16 protein-coding genes are annotated in these 18,101 nt (G+C 67.5%); 8 read left to right on the top strand and 8 right to left on the bottom strand.

The window, feature by feature from the left end; genetic code table 11:
• Positions 1 to 827 (bottom strand): NAD(P)/FAD-dependent oxidoreductase (locus AC1DMS_RS24935; protein WP_478181938.1); only part of this gene is annotated, 827 nt, incomplete at its 3' end.
• 75 nt (positions 828 to 902) lie between these two features.
• On the opposite strand from AC1DMS_RS24935, the gene AC1DMS_RS24930 reads away from it, so the two are divergent.
• The gene (locus AC1DMS_RS24930; protein WP_369663142.1) at positions 903 to 2,603 is read left to right on the top strand and encodes a bifunctional protein-serine/threonine kinase/phosphatase; all 1,701 of its coding nucleotides are present in this window, start codon (positions 903 to 905) and stop codon (positions 2,601 to 2,603) included.
• Between the two features lie 17 nt (positions 2,604 to 2,620).
• On the opposite strand, the gene AC1DMS_RS24925 is transcribed toward AC1DMS_RS24930, so the two are convergent.
• The gene (locus tag AC1DMS_RS24925) at positions 2,621 to 3,886 is read right to left on the bottom strand and encodes an MFS transporter (RefSeq protein WP_478181937.1); all 1,266 of its coding nucleotides are present in this window, start codon (positions 3,884 to 3,886) and stop codon (positions 2,621 to 2,623) included.
• Positions 3,887 to 4,143: 257 nt separating this feature from the next.
• On the opposite strand from AC1DMS_RS24925, the gene AC1DMS_RS24920 reads away from it, so the two are divergent.
• A complete protein-coding gene (locus AC1DMS_RS24920) occupies positions 4,144 to 5,445 on the top strand; it encodes an ANTAR domain-containing protein (RefSeq protein WP_018905840.1) in 1,302 nt (433 codons plus the stop codon).
• A gap of 25 nt (positions 5,446 to 5,470) precedes the next feature.
• On the opposite strand, the gene AC1DMS_RS24915 is transcribed toward AC1DMS_RS24920, so the two are convergent.
• From AC1DMS_RS24915 to AC1DMS_RS24905, 3 genes are read right to left on the bottom strand one after another with little or no spacing between them, the layout of a single operon-like run.
• On the bottom strand, positions 5,471 to 6,280 hold the full coding sequence (locus AC1DMS_RS24915; RefSeq protein ID WP_012748620.1) for an ABC transporter ATP-binding protein: 810 nt from the start codon (positions 6,278 to 6,280) through the stop codon (positions 5,471 to 5,473).
• Positions 6,277 to 7,188 (bottom strand): nitrate ABC transporter permease, encoded by a 912-nt coding sequence (gene ntrB, locus AC1DMS_RS24910; RefSeq protein ID WP_028256280.1) that lies wholly within the window; start codon positions 7,186 to 7,188, stop codon positions 6,277 to 6,279. Before ntrB ends, AC1DMS_RS24915 begins: the two co-directional genes overlap by 4 nt.
• A 13-nt stretch (positions 7,189 to 7,201) precedes the next feature.
• Positions 7,202 to 8,446 (bottom strand): CmpA/NrtA family ABC transporter substrate-binding protein, encoded by a 1,245-nt coding sequence (locus AC1DMS_RS24905; RefSeq protein WP_012748618.1) that lies wholly within the window; start codon positions 8,444 to 8,446, stop codon positions 7,202 to 7,204.
• 14 nt (positions 8,447 to 8,460) lie between these two features.
• Between AC1DMS_RS24905 and AC1DMS_RS24900 the strand changes: the two genes are divergently transcribed.
• Positions 8,461 to 8,826, top strand: a complete 366-nt coding sequence (locus AC1DMS_RS24900; RefSeq protein ID WP_436311275.1) for a hypothetical protein — start codon at positions 8,461 to 8,463, stop codon at positions 8,824 to 8,826.
• Here the strand turns inward: AC1DMS_RS24900 and AC1DMS_RS24895 are convergent.
• Entirely contained in the window at positions 8,793 to 10,073 is a 1,281-nt protein-coding gene (locus AC1DMS_RS24895; RefSeq protein ID WP_478181936.1) for a nitrate- and nitrite sensing domain-containing protein, read from the bottom strand. The two genes, AC1DMS_RS24900 and AC1DMS_RS24895, sit on opposite strands and share 34 nt — an antisense overlap.
• A gap of 77 nt (positions 10,074 to 10,150) precedes the next feature.
• On the opposite strand from AC1DMS_RS24895, the gene tsaD reads away from it, so the two are divergent.
• Positions 10,151 to 11,209, top strand: a complete 1,059-nt coding sequence (gene tsaD, locus AC1DMS_RS24890) for a tRNA (adenosine(37)-N6)-threonylcarbamoyltransferase complex transferase subunit TsaD (RefSeq protein ID WP_012748616.1) — start codon at positions 10,151 to 10,153, stop codon at positions 11,207 to 11,209.
• Here tsaD and AC1DMS_RS24885 read toward each other — a convergent pair.
• The gene (locus tag AC1DMS_RS24885) at positions 11,148 to 11,903 is read right to left on the bottom strand and encodes an alpha/beta hydrolase-fold protein (protein WP_018905845.1); all 756 of its coding nucleotides are present in this window, start codon (positions 11,901 to 11,903) and stop codon (positions 11,148 to 11,150) included. The genes tsaD and AC1DMS_RS24885 overlap by 62 nt on opposite strands.
• A 191-nt stretch (positions 11,904 to 12,094) precedes the next feature.
• Complete coding sequence (locus AC1DMS_RS24880) at positions 12,095 to 12,466, bottom strand: Hsp20/alpha crystallin family protein (protein WP_436300382.1); 372 nt, start codon at positions 12,464 to 12,466, stop codon at positions 12,095 to 12,097.
• 122 nt (positions 12,467 to 12,588) lie between these two features.
• On the opposite strand from AC1DMS_RS24880, the gene AC1DMS_RS24875 reads away from it, so the two are divergent.
• The 4 genes from AC1DMS_RS24875 (at position 12,589) to pnp (ending at position 18,072) form a co-directional block, all read left to right on the top strand.
• Complete coding sequence (locus tag AC1DMS_RS24875) at positions 12,589 to 13,869, top strand: branched-chain amino acid ABC transporter substrate-binding protein (RefSeq protein ID WP_478181935.1); 1,281 nt, start codon at positions 12,589 to 12,591, stop codon at positions 13,867 to 13,869.
• A gap of 12 nt (positions 13,870 to 13,881) precedes the next feature.
• Positions 13,882 to 15,039, top strand: coding sequence for a pyridoxal phosphate-dependent aminotransferase (locus AC1DMS_RS24870; RefSeq protein ID WP_478181934.1), 1,158 nt, complete (start codon positions 13,882 to 13,884; stop codon positions 15,037 to 15,039).
• Between the two features lie 231 nt (positions 15,040 to 15,270).
• Positions 15,271 to 15,537, top strand: a complete 267-nt coding sequence (gene rpsO, locus AC1DMS_RS24865; RefSeq protein ID WP_007837783.1) for a 30S ribosomal protein S15 — start codon at positions 15,271 to 15,273, stop codon at positions 15,535 to 15,537.
• A 216-nt stretch (positions 15,538 to 15,753) separates the two neighbouring features.
• Positions 15,754 to 18,072 carry a polyribonucleotide nucleotidyltransferase gene (gene pnp, locus AC1DMS_RS24860; protein ID WP_012748611.1) on the top strand — a complete coding sequence of 773 codons (2,319 nt, stop codon included), beginning with the start codon at positions 15,754 to 15,756 and terminating at the stop codon, positions 18,070 to 18,072.
• Positions 18,073 to 18,101: the final 29 nt, after the last annotated feature.

Below are 18,101 nucleotides of genomic sequence, written 5' to 3'. Positions count from 1 at the left end.
TCGGTCACGGTCTGCATGGTGTCGGTGACGACGATGCCGCGGTGGCAGTGCAGGCGCATCCGCTCGGCCAGTTCGGTGTTGGGGCGGATGCCCACAGCCATGACGACCAGGTCGGCGGGAACCTCGGTGCCGTCCTTGAAGCGGATGGCCTTGACGCGGCCATCCTTTCCCTCATTGCTGTCACCGACGAGTTCCTGGGTCTGGGCGCCGATCAGGAACTTCAGGCCCCGGTCCTCCAGCGACTTCTGCAGCAGCTTGCCCGCGACGTCGTCCAGCTGGCGCTCCATCAGCCAGGGCATGACGTGCACCACGGTGACGTCCATGCCGCGCAGCATCAGGCCGTTGGCCGCTTCCAGCCCGAGCAGGCCGCCGCCGATGACGACGGCGCTCTTGTGGGTGCGCGCGGTCTCGATCATGTAGTCGGTGTCGGCGATGTCGCGGTAGGCGATGACGCCTTTCAGGTCCTTGCCGGGCACGGGCAGCATGAAGGGGTTGGAGCCGGTGCACATCAGGAGGCGGTCGTAGGGGGCCTCGGTGCCATCCTCGGCGCGCACGATGCGTTTCACGCGGTCGACCTCGGCCACCTTCTTGCCGGCGTGCAGGGTGATGTTGTTTTCCGTGTACCACGCCCAGCTGTTGAGCACGATCTCGTCGACCGTCTGCTCGCCGGCGAGCACGGGCGACAGCAGGATGCGGTTGTAGTTGGGGTGCGGCTCGGCGCCGAAGACGGTGATGTCGTACAGGTCGGGGGCGAGCTTCAAGAGCTCCTCCAGCGTGCGCACGCCGGCCATGCCGTTGCCGACCATCACGAGCTTGAGTTTCTTCATCATGGGTGGGGCCTTTCAACGAATCAAGCAAAGGAAGCGCACGGCGCGCGCGGAAAGCATGTGGAGAATGGCGCCATGAGCTTTGAAGTGGACATCGGCTACAGCAGCCAGCGCGGACCGCGCGACGTGAACGAAGACTTCGCGGGCGCCGTGAACGCGCCGCCCGGCGACGAGTCGCGCGGGCTCATCGCGGCCATTGCCGATGGCGTGTCCACGGGCGGGCGCGGCCTGGAGGCGGCGCAGACCACCGTCATGGGCCTCTTGGCCGACTACTTCGCGACGCCCGATACCTGGGAGCCGACTGCCGCGCTCGACCGCCTGGTCGCCGCGCAGAACGCCTGGCTCGCCGACCACAACCGGCGGCGGCAGGGCAGCGCCACCGCGCTCACCACGCTGACGGCGCTGGTGCTGCACGGCCAGAGCTACACGCTCGCGCATGTGGGCGACACGCGCGCCTGGCGCGTGCGCGCCGGCGGCGAGCCGGCCATGCCGCTGACCCAGGACCACGCCTTCGAGCATCCCGACATGCGCAGCCGGCTGACGCGCGCCATCGGCCTGGACGACCAGGTGCGCGTCGACTATGCGCAGGGCGACGTGCGCGTGGGCGATTGCTTCGTGCTCAGCACCGATGGCGTGCACGGCGTGCTCAAGCCGCAGCGCCTGGCCGCGCTCGCCCTGCAGGGCAGTGCCGAGGAGGCGAGCGAGGCGCTGGTGCAGGCGGCGCTGGACGCAGGCACGCGCGACAACGCGACCGCGCTGGTCATCCGCGTCGTCGGCCTCGATGTGCGGCAGCTCGACGACGAACTCGGCGACGGCCGCCGCCTGGCGCCGCCGCCCTTGTTGAAGGTGGGCGACGCGCTCGACGGCTACGTCGTCACCGCACTGGTGGCCGACACCGGCGTGCACCTGCTGTACCAGGCACGCAATGCGGCCACGCGCGAACTGGTGGCGCTCAAGACGCTGCATCCCTCGCGCGCCAGTGACCCGCAGGAGCGCGCGATGCTCGCGCACGAAGCCTGGCTGGGCCAGCGCGTGGGCAACAGCGGATTCGTGCGCGTGCACGAACGCGCCGAGAACGCCAGCGCGCTCTACATCGTGTTCGACTGGCACGGCGGGCGCACGCTGGAGCAGATGCGCAAGTCCGGCGCGCGCGGCACGGTGGCCGAGGTGGTTGCCGCGGCCATCGAAGTGACCAAGGCCCTGGGCCGGCTGCATCGCCACGGCGTGGTGCACCGCGACATCAAGCCCGGCAACCTGCACCTGGGCGACGACGGCCGCTGGCGCATCCTCGACCTGGGCGTGGCGCTGTCGGGCCGCGAAGGCGCGGCCCAGCGGGAGCTGCATGCCGGCACGCCGAGCTACATCAACCCCGAGCAGTGGGAGGGCGCCGAGGCCGACACCGCGAGCGACCTGTTCGCGCTCGGCGTCACGCTGTACCAGTGGCTCGGCGGCCATCTGCCCTACGGCGAGATCGAGCCCTACCAGGTGGCGCGCTACCGGCGCGATCCGGCCGCGCTCTCGCGCCTGCGGCCCGATGTGCCCGTGTGGCTCGACCACCTGGTGCGCAAGGCCGTCGCGCGCGATCCGCGCGAGCGCTTCGAAACCGCCGAGGAAATGCTGCTCGCGCTGGAGCGCGGCGCTTCCCGCCCCGTGAGTGCGCCCGCCGCCACGCCGCTGATCCGCCGCGACCCGGCCGCGCTCTACAAGATCGCGCTGGCCGTGTCGCTGCTGTTCAACGCACTGCTGGTGGTGTGGCTGCTGTTCTTGCCACGTTGAGGGCGGGCGGAGGGAGGTCATGGCCGCGCCGTCTTCCTTGGAGGCACGTACTTGGCGTCGGCAGCGTGGGGCGAGGTGCGCGCGCGGCCGCCTTTCTCTGCCCAGGTGCGCGTCCAGCGGATCTGCATCACGCGCATGACGCCCAGCATCACCAGCGACAGCGCACCGAAGAACACAAAGCCCCAGACATAGCTGCCCAGGTACTGCTTCGACAGGCCCATGGCGTTGGGCACCAGCCCGCCGCCCAGCGCGCCGATCTCGCCGATCATCGAGCCGGCCACCGCGGTGCTCGTGGGCCAGCGCAGCGGCACCAGCTGGAACAGCGCGCCGTTGCCCGCGCCCAGCGCGGCAAAGCACAGGATCAGCAGCAGGGTGGTGAGCGCGAGCGAGCCCGACGAGATGCCCACCAGCACCAGCCCCACGGCCACCACCAGCAGCACCACGGTCAGCGTGTTGACGCCGCCCCAGCGGTCGGAGATCCAGCCGCCGACGATGCGAACCGCCGCGCCCATGAAGGCGGCCAGCATCGTGAGCTGGCCGGCCTGCACCTTGCTCACGCCGAACTGGTCGTAGTAGTAGGAGGGCAGGAAGGTGGTGAGCCCGATGAAGCCGCCGAAGGTCACGCCGTAGATCAGGCTGAACACCCAGCCGTCCTTCTCGAACAGGCAGGCGATGTGCGCGCGGAAGCTCGCATGGCTGTCGACGTCGGGCGGCTCCTTGGCGAACACGATCATCACGACCATCGGCATGAGGATCGCGCCGGCCGCCACGCCGTACACCGCCTGCCAGCCGAGCCACTGCGCGAGCGGCGGCGCCACCAGCACCGACACCGCCGTGCCTACGTTGCCGGCGCCCACCAGGCCCATTGCCAGGCCCTTGTGCTGCGGCGGGAACCAGCCCGAGCCCAGCGACAGCGCCACGCCGAAGCTCGCGCCCGCAATGCCCAGCAGCACGCCCATGGCGAGCAGGTCGTTGAAGCTCTTCACGAAGAAGAAGCCGAACAGCATCGCCACCGCGATCAGGCCCATCTCGACCAGCGTCGCGTTCTTGCGGCCGATGTACTGCGACAGGATGCCGAGCGGAAAGCGCATCAGCGCACCCGCGATGATCGGCACCGACAGCATCAGCCCCTTCTGCGCGGGCGAGAGGTCGAAGCTCTCGCCGATGAAGGGCGCCATCGCGCCGTTGAGCACCCAGATGCAGCACGAGAACGAGAAGTACAGGAAGGACGCAAACAGCGTCGGCCCGTGGCCGGAATGCAGAAAGGTCTTGAAGCTGGACATGGCGTTCAATCGTGCGAAATGCCGCGGCGCGGCCTTGCAGGAGCCGTGTCGACGGACGGGGTTGGGGCGGGATGCCGGCGGCGGACGCTGCTGGCGTGGGGGTGCTTCCCGGCACGTGCAGTGCCAGGACGGATGCAGGAGCCTGCAGCCTCACCAAAGCGGTGCTTCGTTACACCGCACCCTGTTCTACGCAAAAGGCGTGCCTGCGAAAGCGCGCGGGCCTGGCCTATGCTTGCACTGCTCTGCATCACCTCGCCATGATTTCCCTTCTCGCCGTCCTGCCCAATGAATTCGCCGGCTCCGCGCCCTTGCCGGAGCTGCCGGAGCCGTTGCGGCTGGCGCTCCAGGGGGCGAATGCCACCGTGCTCGGAAGGGCCACCTGCCACACGCTGGTGCAGCAGGCGAGTGCGCTTGCACCGCAACAGGCCCTGGTCCATCTGCCGGAGCCGGCGGATCAGCTGCCGGCGCTGGTCGATGCATTGCAGGCCTGGGGTGGTGCGCCGCCTTGCGCGCTGAGCCTGGCCAGTGCGCCGCTGAGCGGAGAACAGCACGAGGCGCTGGCCGCGCTCGGCGTGCATGCATGGGCGCCCATCGATGCGCTGGACGCCGTGTCGCTCGCGGCACTGCTCACCCGCGCGCAGGCCCGCTGGCAGCGCGAGGCCGCGCTGCGCACCGAGCTCGACGCGCTGCGCACGCGCATGGACGAGCGCAAGTGGGTCGATCGCGCCAAGGGCCTGCTGATGTCGGCGCGTGGCATCGGCGAAGACGAAGCCTTCGGCCTGCTGCGCGGCGCCGCGATGCATGCCAACCTGCGGCTGGGCGAGGTGTCGCGCTCGGTCATCGAGGCCGCGCAGTGGGCCGATGCGATCAACCGCGCCGGGCAGCTGCGCATGCTCTCGCAGCGGCTGGTGCGTGTGGCGGCGCAGCTGCTGTCGGGCATCGACGTGCAGCGCGCACGGGTCCTGCGCACGCAATCGACTGAGCGGGTGCAGCAGAACCTCGATCATCTGGGCACCCTCGAGCTGGGCGCGGCCGGCGTGCTCGCGCTGGGCGAAGTGCAGGCCGCCTGGAGCGCGCTCGCCACCTCGCTGGCCGCGCGTCCCGCGCAGCAGGGGCTGGCCGAGATCGACGCGCGCGGCGAGGCCTTGCTGTCGGCGGCCGAGGCCATGACCGAAGCGCTGGAGGCCTCGGGCGCGCGGCGCGCGCTGCGCATCGTCAACATCTGCGGTCGCCAGCGCATGCGCGCGCAGCGCCTCGCGAAGGATGCATTGCTCGCATCGATCATTGCGGCCGAGGCGTCGCGCGAGCGGCTGCTGCCGACCATGAACGAGTTCGAGGCCGCGCTGCTGGAGCTGGAGCGCGCGCCCCTCAGCTCACCCGAGATCCGCGCCGCGCTGGCGGCCGCGCGCGACGAATGGCTGCGCCTGGTCGGTGGCGTGCAGGCGCTGGACAGCCCCGAAGGCCGCGCGACGCTGGTGCGTTCCAGCGAGGCGCTCGTCGACACCTTCGAGCGCCTCACCGCCTGGTACGAGCACAGCCTGCAAGTCATCATGTCCTGACTCCGGTCGCGCCGCGCCCGTGGGATCAGGCTGCGACTTTCTCCACGTGCGCCTGGCGCGTGTAGAGGAAATCGATCACGGCCTTGCGGGCATGAACATAGGCCGGGTCTTCGGCCAGCTCGACGCGGTTGCGCGGACGCGCGATGTCGACCTTCAGCACCTCGCCGATGGTGGCGGCCGGGCCGTTGGTGAGCATCACGATGCGGTCGGAGAGCAGCACCGCCTCGTCGACGTCGTGCGTGACCATCACGACGGTGCTCTGCGTCTTCTGCACGATCGCGAGCAGTTCGTCCTGCAGCTTGGCGCGCGTGAGTGCGTCGAGGGCGCCGAAGGGCTCGTCCATCAGCAGCACCTTGGGTTCCATCGACAGCGCGCGCGCAATGCCCACGCGCTGCTTCATGCCGCCGGAGATTTCACCCGGGCGCTTCTGCGCAGCGGCCGAGAGGCCGACCATTGCAAGCGCCGCATCGGTGCGCGCGCGCAGCTGCGCCTTGCCTTCGGTGGCCGCAAAGACGCGCTCGACGGCCAGGTACACGTTCTCGAAGCAGGTGAGCCAAGGCAGCAGCGAGTGGTTCTGAAAGACCACCGCGCGCTCGGGGCCGGGGCCCTTGATTTCCCTGTTCGCGCACAGCAGCACGCCCTGCGTCGGCGTGGTCAGGCCCGCGATGAGGTTCAGCAGCGTCGACTTGCCGCAGCCCGAGTGGCCGATCAGCGTGACGAACTCGCCCTTGGCCACGTTCAGGTTGACGCCCTGCAGCGCAAGGAAGCTGCCCTTGGCCGTCTTGAAGCGCTGCTCGACGTTGTGGATCTCGATGTACTTGGAATCATCATTCATGACTTCACCTCTTCGAACGTGAATGCAGTAGCCAGCTTGATGAGCGCGAACTCCAGCACCAGCCCGACGATGCCGATCACGAAGATCGCGATGATGATGTTGGCGACGTTGAGGTTGTTCCACTCGTCCCACACCCAGAAGCCGATGCCCACGCCGCCGGTCAGCATCTCGGCCGCGACGATCACCAGCCAGGCGGTGCCCACGGCCAGCCGCACGCCGGTCAGCATGTAGGGCAGCACGGCCGGGAACAGGATCTTCGTGAAGATCTTCCACTCCGACAGGTTCAGCACCTTGGCCACGTTCATGTAATCGCTCGGCACGCGCTGCACGCCAACCGCGGTGTTGATCACCATCGGCCAGATCGAGCAGATGAAGATGGTCCAGATGGCCGCCGGGTTGGCGCCCTTGAACACCAAGAGGCCGATCGGCAGCCATGCGAGCGGCGACACCGGGCGCAGCAGGCTGATGAGCGGATTGAACATGCGCGAAAGAAACTCGAAGCGCCCGATCGCAAAGCCCGCCGGAATGCCGACCGCCGCCGCCAGCCCGAAGCCCAGCGCCACGCGCTGCAGCGACGAGAGCACGTTCCAGCCCACGCCCTGGTCGTTCGGCCCCTTGCTGTAGAACGGGTCGCTGAACACCGTGAGCGCCTGCTGCCAGGTCGCGAGCGGCGACGGAAAGCCGGTGGTGCTCTTCATGGCCACCAGCTCCCAGATCAGCACCAGCAGGCCGAAGCCCGCGAGCGGCGGCAGCACGCGCATCCAGAAGGCGCGCAGGTCGATGGGGGGGCGTTGCTTTTTGGGGTGAGGGGCCGCCTCGGCGCGGACCACACCCTCACCCCGACCCTCTCCCGCACGCGGGAGAGGGAGAGATGCGTCCATCGGCGAATGGAATACAGCGCTGACCATGATGTGTTCCTCCTCAGGCATGCAGCTTGAAAGACTCGGCGTACTTCTTCGGATCCTTGCCGTCCCACACGGTGCCGTCGAACAGCTTGCTGCTGCGCATCGTGTCCTTGGGCACCGGCGTCTGCGTGGCGGCGGCGGCCTGCTTGTAGATGTCGATGCGGTTGATCTCGGTGGCCACCTTCAGGTAGTCCGGATGCTCCTTGAGCAGGCCCCAGCGCTTGTGCTGCGTGAGGAACCACATGCCGTCCGACAGGTAGGGAAAGCTCACGGCGCCGCCGTTGTAGAACTTCATGTGGTTGGGGTCGTCCCAGCTCTTGCCCATGCCGTTGACGTAGCGCCCGAGGATGCGCTGGTTGATCGCATCCACGCTGGTGTTGACGTAGCTCTTGTCGGCGATGGTCTCGGCCATCTTGTTCTTGTTCTGCAGGCCGGTGTCGATCCACTTGCCGGCCTCGATGATGGCCGCGGTGACGGCGCGCGCGGTGTTGGGGTACTTCTTGACGAAGTCGCCCGTGGTGCCGAGCACCTTCTCGGGGTGGTCCTTCCAGATGTCCTGCGTCGTGATGGCCGTCACGCCGATGCCGTCCATGATCGCGCGCTGGCCCCAGGGCTCGCCCACGCAGTAGCCGTCCATGTTGCCCACGCGCATGTTGGCCACCATCTGCGGAGGCGGCACCGTGATGTTCTTGACGTCCTTGAACGGGTCGATGCCGGCCGATGCGAGCCAGTAGTAGAGCCACATCGCATGCGTGCCCGTGGGAAAGGTCTGTGCGAAGGTGTATTCGCGCTTTTCGCTCGCGATCAGCTTGGCGAGCGAGGCCGCGTCCACCGCGCCCTTGTCCGCGAGCTTCTTCGACAGCGTGATCGCCTGGCCGTTGTTGTTGAGGGTCATGAGCACGGCCATGTCCTTCTTGGGGCCGCTCAGGCCCAGGTGCATGCCGTAGACCAGGCCGTAGAGCACGTGCGCCATGTCCAGGTCGCCGTTGGAGAGCTTGTCGCGCACGCCGGCCCAGCTGGCTTCCTTGCTGGGCACGATCTTCACGCCGTACTTCTTGTCGATGCCCAGCACCGAGGCCATCACCACGCTGGCGCAGTCGGTCAGCGGGATGAAGCCGATCTTCACTTCTTCCTTCTCGGGCTTGTCGGAGCCCTGGGCCCAGACGGCGGCGCGCAGCGCGGGATTGACTCCCACGGCGCCGATGGCGGCGGCTTGCAGTACGCGGCGGCGGCTGAGGCGGGTTTTCAGCGGGTCGGTCATGTGGCGGGCTCCGGTTGAAGAACAACAAACAAACAAAGGAAGACAAAAACAAAAAGGCGTCCCGCACCGCGCAGGGGCTGCTCGAAAACGAGCCCTTGCGGGATGGGGGACGCCTTTGTCCGATCGCGGTGGGCAACACCCGCCGTTGGGTGCCGCCTGCCTGGGACCCGAAGGTCCATGGACTACTTCAGCAAGCTGTGTGCCAGCTTTTGCGGCTGCCGGTTGCTATCGAATCGGCAGCAGGAGAGCGGTTGCCGGCGCATGCGCAAGGGCTGCCAGGCGGAAATCCGCAGGCATGCACGCTTGTTGTGCACTGCACCAATCCGAACGCTTTTTGGGGCGGCGCTCAGCGCCGGGGCGCTGCATCGAGCGGCAGGTAGTCGGCCATGGCGAGCATCGACTCGGCCACGTCGACCAGGCGGCGCTTCTGGTTCATGGCCGTCTGCAGCAGCATCTTGTGCGCCTCGTTCTCGCTCATGCGGCGGTGCGCCATCAGCAGACCCTTGGCGCGCTCGACCAGCTTGCGCTCGTTGAGGGAAGCGCGCGCGGTTTCGAGCTCGTCGCCCATGGCCTGCAGCCGGCGCGACTGCTCCTGGACCATGTCGAGCACCGAGCGCTCCAGGTGGCGGCCGTACTGCGCGGGCTCGGTGGCCCGGGTGTCGGCGTCGTCGAAGAACACCGCGCCCTCGGGCTCCGGCGCCAGGTTGCCGAGCACCTGCTGGTAGCGCTGCAGCTCGCTGCGCGCCTGCGCGGTCTTGCGGGCGCAGAGCTCGCGCAAGTCGGCGGCCAGCCGGTCCTCGACGGTCTTCATGGCGTCGATGCGGCGCGTGCACCAGTCGAACCAGGCCTGGCTCAGCCGGGGGTCGGGCGCGGCCGCCGAAGCCGCCTGCGCCGAGCTCACGCTCATGCGGCGCTGGCGCTCGATCTCGGCCATGACGGCCTCGGACTGGCTGTGGTGCCAGAGCGCCAGCACGCCGCTGCTCGAAAAGTCGGTGAAGACCTGGAAGCAGCGCTCCTGCAGTTCGATGAGGTGCAGCCATTGCTGGCGCTGCGCCTCGTCGCCGCGGCCCAGCGCCAGCGAGGCGGCGCCGAAGGCGCGCTCCTGGCCGGCAAATTCCTTGCCCTGCATGAAGTTGAACATCGCCACCAGCAGGCGCGAGATCTCGGGATCGGTGGCGCCGTCGGCTGCCTCGAACACCACCGCCAGCAGGCCGGCAACCAGCTTGGCGAAGGCCGCGGTGGCCTGCGCGGGCGTCAGCTCGAGCGCGCCGATGCGCCGGCGCAGGGCGGGCAGGCCGTCCAGCCCCGGAAGCACCCAGGCAATGCGGCTGAAGAGGCGGGCGCTGTTGCCGGCGGTGGCGCCGGGGTGCGCTTCGGTCTCGAGCTGGTCGAATCCGGCACGCACCTCCTGCTCGAGCGCCAGGCATTCGGCGATCTGCGGATCGCGCTGCTCGGCGAAGCGGCCGCCGCGCGAGGCGAGGAACACGTTGGACATGCCGCGCTCCCGCTGCAGCGCATGGACCAGCCGCGCGATCAGGCCGACCAGCTCGCTGGTGCGCGCGAGCTGGTCCAGCTCGTCGATTTCGCACTTTCTGGCGGCGATCAGAAAACTCAGTCCGGATTTCATGGTGGGGGAGGGGAAGCAAAAGGCTTGCTGCAACATCCGTGCCGCACGGGCATTCCTCGCCGCCTACACTCCCGGGCATGCTTCTCCTGGGAATCGAATCATCCTGCGACGAAACCGGCGTGGCGCTGGTGGAAACGCATGGCAGCGCGCTGCCGCAGTTGCGCTCGCATGCGCTGCACAGCCAGATCGCCATGCACCAGGCCTATGGCGGCGTGGTGCCCGAGCTGGCCAGCCGCGACCACATCCGCCGCGTGCTGCCGCTGACCGAAGCCGTGATGGCCGAGGCGGGCCGCTCGCTGGCCGAGATCGACGTGGTCGCCTACACGCGCGGGCCCGGCCTGGCCGGGGCCTTGCTGGTGGGCGCGGGCGTGGCCTGCGCGCTGGGCGCGGCGCTCGGCAAGCCGGTGCTCGGGGTGCATCACCTCGAAGGGCATCTGCTGTCGCCGTTCCTGAGTGCCGATCCGCCGGAATTTCCCTTTGTGGCGCTGCTCGTGTCGGGCGGCCATACCCAGCTGATGCGGGTCGACGGCGTGGGCCGCTACGAGCTCCTGGGCGAAACCATCGACGATGCGGCCGGCGAGGCCTTCGACAAGAGCGCCAAGCTCATGGGCCTGCCCTATCCGGGCGGCCCCTGGCTGGCCAAGCTGGCGGAGGCGGGCAACCCTGCGGCGTTCAAGCTGCCGCGGCCGCTGCTGCATAGCGGCGACCTCGATTTTTCATTCGCCGGCCTGAAGACGGCCGTGCTGACACAGGCCAAGAAGCTCGGCGCCGAGCTCGAGGCGAACAAGGCCGACCTGGCCGCGTCCACGCAGGCGGCCATCGTCGAGGTGCTGCTGAAGAAATCGCTGGCTGCGCTCGGGCAGACGGGCCTCAAGCGGCTGGTGGTGGCCGGCGGCGTGGGCGCGAACCGGAGCCTGCGGGAACAGTTGAACGCCGCCTGCGCCAAGCGCGGCGTGCGCGTGCACTATCCGGAACTGCACCTGTGCACCGACAACGGCGCGATGATTGCCATGGCGGCCGCCATGCGGCTGCAGTCGGGTTTGGCAGAGGCGAGCGAGCGCTATGCCTTCGACGTCAAGCCGCGATGGCCCATGGCTTCGCTGATGGCGTCATCCGCGGCGCCGGTGGCCGCGTAGCCGACGACCCGCGCGAGCGGCCGAGCGATGGCAGCGGCAGCACATCGAGCACATTGCGCCAGAGCTGGCGCCATTGCGGCCAGTCGTGGCCGCCCTCGGTGGTGAAGACGCGGCCTTCGGGCAGGGCGTCCGCCAGCAGCTTGTGGTTGCTGGCAAAGCGGTCGCTGAGGCCGAAGCCAAGGTAGAGCTGGGGCAGGCTTTGGGATTTCTGCGGCTCCAGGTACTGCTGGAACCAGGGCCACAGCTTGCGGTCGACTTCCTCGTCGGGCAGGGGGCCGGCCGGCGCCTGCCAGGTGCGCAGGCCGCCGGCCTTGAGGATCTCGGCACCCAGCACGCGACGCCCCAGGTAGGGCGCCAGCGCGACGATGCCGTCGACCGAGCCCGGCCGCGACAGTTCATGGATCAGCGCCCCAAAGCCGCCAATGGAGATCCCGACCAGCCAGATCGACTTGTAGCCCTTGGCGCGCTGCGGCTCGATGACGTCTGCATGCAGCCGCTCGCTGAGCGTCTGGTCGTAGTAGTAGGAAACATCGGCATCCACCAGCAGCGAGTCGGCCGCCAGATGGCGCTCGCGCACGGCGCTGATGAAGCCCTCGCGCTCGAACTCGTCAGGTTTCAGGTAGGCGCCCGGAAGGAAGACCAGGAGCGTATCGGACCGTTCATCGTCTTTGGCTGACTTGAGGTGCGTGATCATGGCGTGCCTTGAGGGGCACCCGAATCCGCACCGTCATGGATTCGGTGCGTCTGTCGAAACGCCCACGAAGAAAGGAAAATGTGAAAACGTCACATGATGTGACGTTATTCGCTGTCGTATTGTGATTAGGGAGCGTCTTCAAAGTCAAAAACAATAGATAACGACACTTTCCTCTTGTGGGCTTTGCAGGCTCAGTTGATCTGCAGTTGCGAAACCTGGCTGACCGGCACCAGCTTGCCCAGCTTCAGCGTGAGCACGCCGTTCTCGAGCTTGGCTTCGCTCGAGGACACGTCGATGTCCAGCGGCAATTCGTAGGCTGCCTTGAACTGGCGCTTGGCTTCTGCCTTGCTGTCGATGCGGACCACGGCGCCTTCGATGCCGATGGCGAGGTCTTCGCGCGAGAGGCCCGGCACGTCGACGGAAAGCGTCCAGCTCTTGTCGTCCTGTTCGACGAGCGGCGAGGTGCGCGTGCCGGCGAAGGCCTCGTTGACGAAGCGCTCGACGGCGCGGTCGTACGAACGGGGTGCAAAGCGGGCGGTGCGAAGGGTGGGTGCGAAAAACATGTGAGAACTCCTGAATGAACACAATGGGGACAAGAAATGTGTGTCCCTTACACTGCGCGGCCATTCAATCCTGAGTGCCGCTTGACACCTCATCTAGGCACAGCCGCACTCGTTTCAAGACAATGAATCCTCCCTTTATTTGGCGTCGCAAGGCCTTGAAATTTGCGGCGCTGGCGCTATGCGCGGCGCCCTTCGCAGCGCAGGCGCAGGCAGCGCCCGCGCCGATCCGCCTCGCGCTGATCGAAAGCATGAGCGGGCCGTTCGCCAACACCGGCGAGGCGGTGTTCCGCAACCTGCTGTGGGCCGTGGAGCGCGTGAATGCGCGCGGCGGCATCAAGCTGCCCGGCGGCGCACGGCCGCTGCAGCTCGACCGCTACGACAGCAAGGGGCAGAACGAAGAAGCGCTGTCGGCGCTGCGCGCGGCCATCGACGACGGCGCGCGCATCGTGCTGCAGGGCAACTCGTCGGCCACCGCCGCGGCGCTGGTCGATGCCATCGAGAAGAACAACGAGCGCGACCCCGCGCGGCGCGTGATCTTCCTCAACTACGCGGCGGTCGATCCAGCGCTGACCAACGAGCGCTGCAGCTTCTGGCACTTCCGCTTCGACGCGCACGCCGACATGCGCGTGGCCGCGCTCATGCAAGTGGTGAAGGACGATGCGGCCATCAAGCGCGCCTACCTGATCGGGCAGGACTACAGCTTCGGCCAGGCGGTGCTGCGCGAATCGAAGCGCCAGCTCGGCCTGCAGCGGCCCGACATCGAGATCGTCGGGGAAGAGCTCCATCCGATGGGCAAGGTGAAGGACTTCGCGCCCTATGCCAGCAAGATCATCGCGAGCGGCGCGCAGGCCGTGTTCACCGGCAACTGGGGCAACGACCTCACGCTGCTCGTGAAGGCCGCGCGCGAGGCCGGCTTCAACGGCAGCTTCTATACCTTCTACGGCAACGCACTCGGCGCGCCGGCGGCCATCGGCGACGCGGGCATCGGCCGCGTGATCGCGGTGGCCGACTGGCTGCCCAACGTGCAGAGCGCGCAGTCCGAGGCCTTCTACCGCGCCTTCCGCACGCGCTTTCCCAAGCCTGCCGACGACTACGTGCACATGCGCATGCAATTGCTCGTCGAGTCGCTCGCGCAAGCGGTTGCACGCGCGGGCAGTGTCGACGCGGTGGCCGTGGCGCGCGCGCTCGAGCAGGCCGACGTGAGCCTCTACGGACAGCGCGGCCGCATGCGCGCGGCGGACCACCAGTTCCAGCAGCAGCTGGTGGTTGGCGTGATGGACAAGCAGGGCAGCCCGGGCGTGCAGTTCGATGTCGAGGGGTCGGGCTACGGCTTTCGCGTGGTCAAGACCATCGCCCCCGAACGCGCCGAACTGCCGACCACCTGCAAGATGAAACGAATCTAGGAAACAAAAGACATGCGTGAAGCCATCCACAACCTCGAAGCCTCCAAGATCCGCGAGGTTGCCAATGCCGGACTCGGCCGAGACGACGTGCTCGCCTTCTGGTTCGGCGAAAGCGACGAGGTCACGCCCGAGGTGATCCGCCAGGCCGCCATCGACTCGCTGCAGCGCGGCGAGACCTTCTATGCGCACAACCTCGGCCTGCCCGAATTGCGCGAGGCCATCGCGCGCTACACCAGCGCGCTGCATCCCGCGGTCGATGCGTCGCGCATCGCGGTCACGTCCGGCGGCGTCAGCGCGCTGATGCTCGCGGTCCAGGCGCTGGTCGATGCGGGCGACGAAGTGGTCGCGGTCACGCCCGTGTGGCCCAACCTCACGGCGCAGCCCGCGATCCTCGGCGCCCACGTGCGCACGGTGTCGCTGGTGCCCGCCGGTGGCCAGTGGACGCTCGACCTGGCCGCGCTGCGCAAGGCCGTCACGCCAAAGACCAGGCTGCTGATCGTCAACGCGCCCAACAACCCGACCGGCTGGACCATGACGCGCGAAGAGCAGCAGGCCGTGCTCGACCATTGCCGCGAAACCGGCACCTGGATCCTGGCCGACGAGGTGTACGAGCGGCTGTACTTCGAATCGACGCCCAACGGCTGCGCGCCGAGCTTCCTCGACATTTCCAGGCCCGATGACCGGCTGGTGGTGACGCACAGCTTCTCCAAGAGCTTCCTCATGACCGGCTGGCGCCTCGGCTGGCTCGTGCTTCCGCCCGCGCTGGTCGACGGCATCGGCAAGCTGATCGAGTTCAACACCTCCTGCGCCAGCGTCTTCACGCAGCGCGCCGCCGTTGCCGCCATCGAGCACACTGCGGAGATCACCCCTCGCGTGGTGGCCCACCTGAAGCAGTGCCGCGACACCCTGGTGCCTCTCCTGGCCGCGCTGCCCGGCGTGCAGGTGGCCCCCGCCAAGGGCGGCATGTACGCCTTCTTTCGCCTCGAAGGCTTCGGCGACTCCCTCGACCTCGCCAAGCGCCTGGTCGTCGAAGCCGGCCTCGGCCTGGCCCCCGGCAATGCCTTCGCCCCCGAAGCCCAGGGCTGGCTGCGCTGGTGCTTCGCCTCCAAGGACCCGCAGCGGCTGGTCCAAGGTGTGGAGCGCCTCAAAACCTGGCTATCCAAACAGTAGAAGGGCACCAGGGGGGCGAGGCCGCAGGCGAGCCGCCCGTTCCAGAGATGCCGCGGAACCGGCTCCGCCGGGCCGCAGGCATCGCCCCCGGTAGGGGGAGGGAGGAGCGACACGAAGTGCGCGGAGCCTGGGGGCGAGCTATAATGAATGGCTTTGCATGCCGCAAGGCGCACGGTGAGGGCAGTTCCAGCGCTCACCGCAAGTCAAACATCCCGGAACAAAGGAAATTCAATGATCGCAGCCTCCATCAAGGCCGAAGTCGTCAAGGACAACGCCCGCGCCGCCAACGACACCGGCAGCCCCGAAGTGCAAGTCGCACTGCTGACCGCCCGTATCAACGAGCTCACCCCCCACTTCAAGACGCACGCCAAGGACCACCACGGCCGTCGCGGCCTGCTGCGCATGGTGAGCCGCCGCCGCAAGCTCCTGGACTACCTCAAGTCCAAGGATGCCGACCGCTACACCGCGCTGATCGCCAAGCTGGGTCTGCGCAAGTAAATCGAATCGCATGAAAAAACGCCTGGGTTAGTCCGCTAGCTCAGGCGTTTTTTACTTCGCGATCCACTTTCGGAGTGCCAAAACAGAGCGAAGCTGTGTCATTCCAATGAAGTTCCCGCCGAGCTTCGCTGGAATGGCATCGTGTTCTGAGAAGCCTCCGTCCCTGCGGAACCTGCGCCCAATGCAGGTCATCCGCTCTCAAAACAGGAGCAAAACATGAGCCTCTTCAACAAAGTCACCAAGTCCTTCCAATGGGGCGACAAGACCGTCGTCATGGAAACCGGTGAAATCGCCCGCCAGGCCAGCGGCGCCGTGGTGGTCGACATCGACGGCACCGTGATCCTCGCGACCGTGGTCGCCTCCAAGACCGCCAAGCCGGGCCAGGACTTCTTCCCGCTGACCGTCGACTACATCGAGAAGACCTACGCCGCGGGCAAGATCCCCGGCAGCTTCTTCAAGCGCGAAGCCAAGCCCAGCGAACACGAAACCCTGACCAGCCGCCTGATCGACCGCCCGATCCGCCCGCTGTTCCCCGAGGGCTTCCTGAACGAAGTGCACGTGGTCATCCACACGCTGTCGCTCAACCCCGAAGTCGATGCCGACATCGCCGCCATGATCGGCGTGAGCGCCGCGCTGTCGATCTCCGGCATTCCGTTCAGCGGCCCGATCGGTGCTGCCCGCGTGGGCTACATCAACGGCCAGTACGTGCTGAATCCGGGCCAGACCGCCCGCAAGGATTCGCAGATGGACCTCGTGGTGGCCGGCACCGAAGCCGCCGTGCTGATGGTCGAGTCCGAAGCACAGCAACTCAGCGAAGAAATCATGCTGGGCGGCGTGGTGTTCGGCCATGAGCAGGCCAACATCGCGATCAATGCGATCCATGAACTCGTGCGCGACGCCGGCAAGCCGGTGTGGGACTGGCAAGCGCCGGCCGAAGACGAAGCCTTCGTCGCCAAGGTCAAGAGCCTGGCCGAGGAAAAGCTGCGCGCCGTCTACCAGATCCGCAGCAAGCAAGCCCGCACGCAAGCCCTGCGCGAAGCCAATGCCAGCGTGATGAACACGCTGAAGGAAAGCGGCGAGCCCTTCGACGCCGGCAAGGTCAACGACCTGCTGTTCGCTATCGAATCGAAGATCGTCCGCAGCCAGATCCTGTCGGGCGAACCGCGCATCGACGGCCGCGACACGCGCACCGTGCGCCCCATCGAGATCCGCAACTCCGTGCTGCCGCGCACCCACGGCTCGGCGCTGTTCACGCGCGGCGAGACGCAGGGCCTGGTCGTCACCACGCTCGGCACCGAACGCGACGCGCAGCGCATCGACGCGCTGGCCGGCGAGTACGAAGACCGCTTCCTGTTCCACTACAACATGCCTCCCTTTGCCACCGGCGAAGTGGGCCGCATGGGCTCGACCAAGCGCCGCGAAATCGGCCACGGCCGCCTGGCCAAGCGCGCGCTCGTCGCCGTGCTGCCGACCAAGGAAGAATTCCCCTACACCATCCGCGTGGTGTCTGAAATCACCGAATCCAACGGCTCCTCGTCGATGGCCTCGGTGTGCGGCGGCTGCCTCTCGATGATGGACGCCGGCGTGCCGATGAAGGCCCACGTGGCCGGCATCGCCATGGGCCTCATCAAGGAAGACAACCGCTTTGCGGTGCTGACCGACATCCTGGGCGACGAAGATCACCTGGGCGACATGGACTTCAAGGTGGCCGGCACGACCAACGGCATCACCGCACTGCAGATGGATATCAAGATCCAGGGCATCACCAAGGAAATCATGCAGGTCGCACTGGCCCAGGCCAAGGAAGCGCGCATGCACATCCTCGGCAAGATGCAGGAAGCCATGGGCGAGGCCAAGACCGAGGTGTCGCAGTTCGCACCGCGCCTGACCACGCTGAAGATCAACCCCGAGAAGATCCGCGACGTGATCGGCAAGGGTGGTGCGGTCATCCGCGGCCTGCAGGAAGAAACCGGCACGACGATCAACATCGACGAAGACGGCACTATCACCATTGCCTCGACCGACCCCGAAAAGGCCGAATTCGCCAAGAAGCGCATCGAGCAGATCACGGCCGAAGTCGAAATCGGCAAGGTCTACGAAGGCCCGGTCACCAAGATCCTGGACTTCGGCGCGCTCATCAACCTGTTGCCCGGCAAGGACGGCCTGCTGCACATCAGCCAGATCGCGCACGAGCGCGTCGAGAAGGTGACCGACTACCTGAGCGAAGGCCAGATCGTCAAGGTCAAGGTGCTCGAGACCGACGAGAAGGGCCGCGTCAAGCTGTCCATGAAGGCCCTGACCGAGCGTCCGGCCGGTATGGAATACAGCGAGCGTCCGCCGCGCGAAGACCGTGGCGACCGCGGTGACCGTGGCGGCGAGCGCCGCGAGCGTTCGGACCGCGGCGACCGTGGTGGCGATCGCGGCGAACGCGCTCCGCGTTTCAACAGCGAGCAGCAACAGCAGCCGCGCAGCAACGAGCAGCAGCCGGCACCCGTCGGCGAGCAGCCGTACGCACCGCGCGATTCGCAAGAGTAAGAAGGCAGGGCGCGGCGGCAGCCATGCCG

This window comes from Variovorax sp. 05T418 (assembly GCF_056396385.1).
This window is presented reverse-complemented; position numbering and strand designations above follow the sequence as displayed.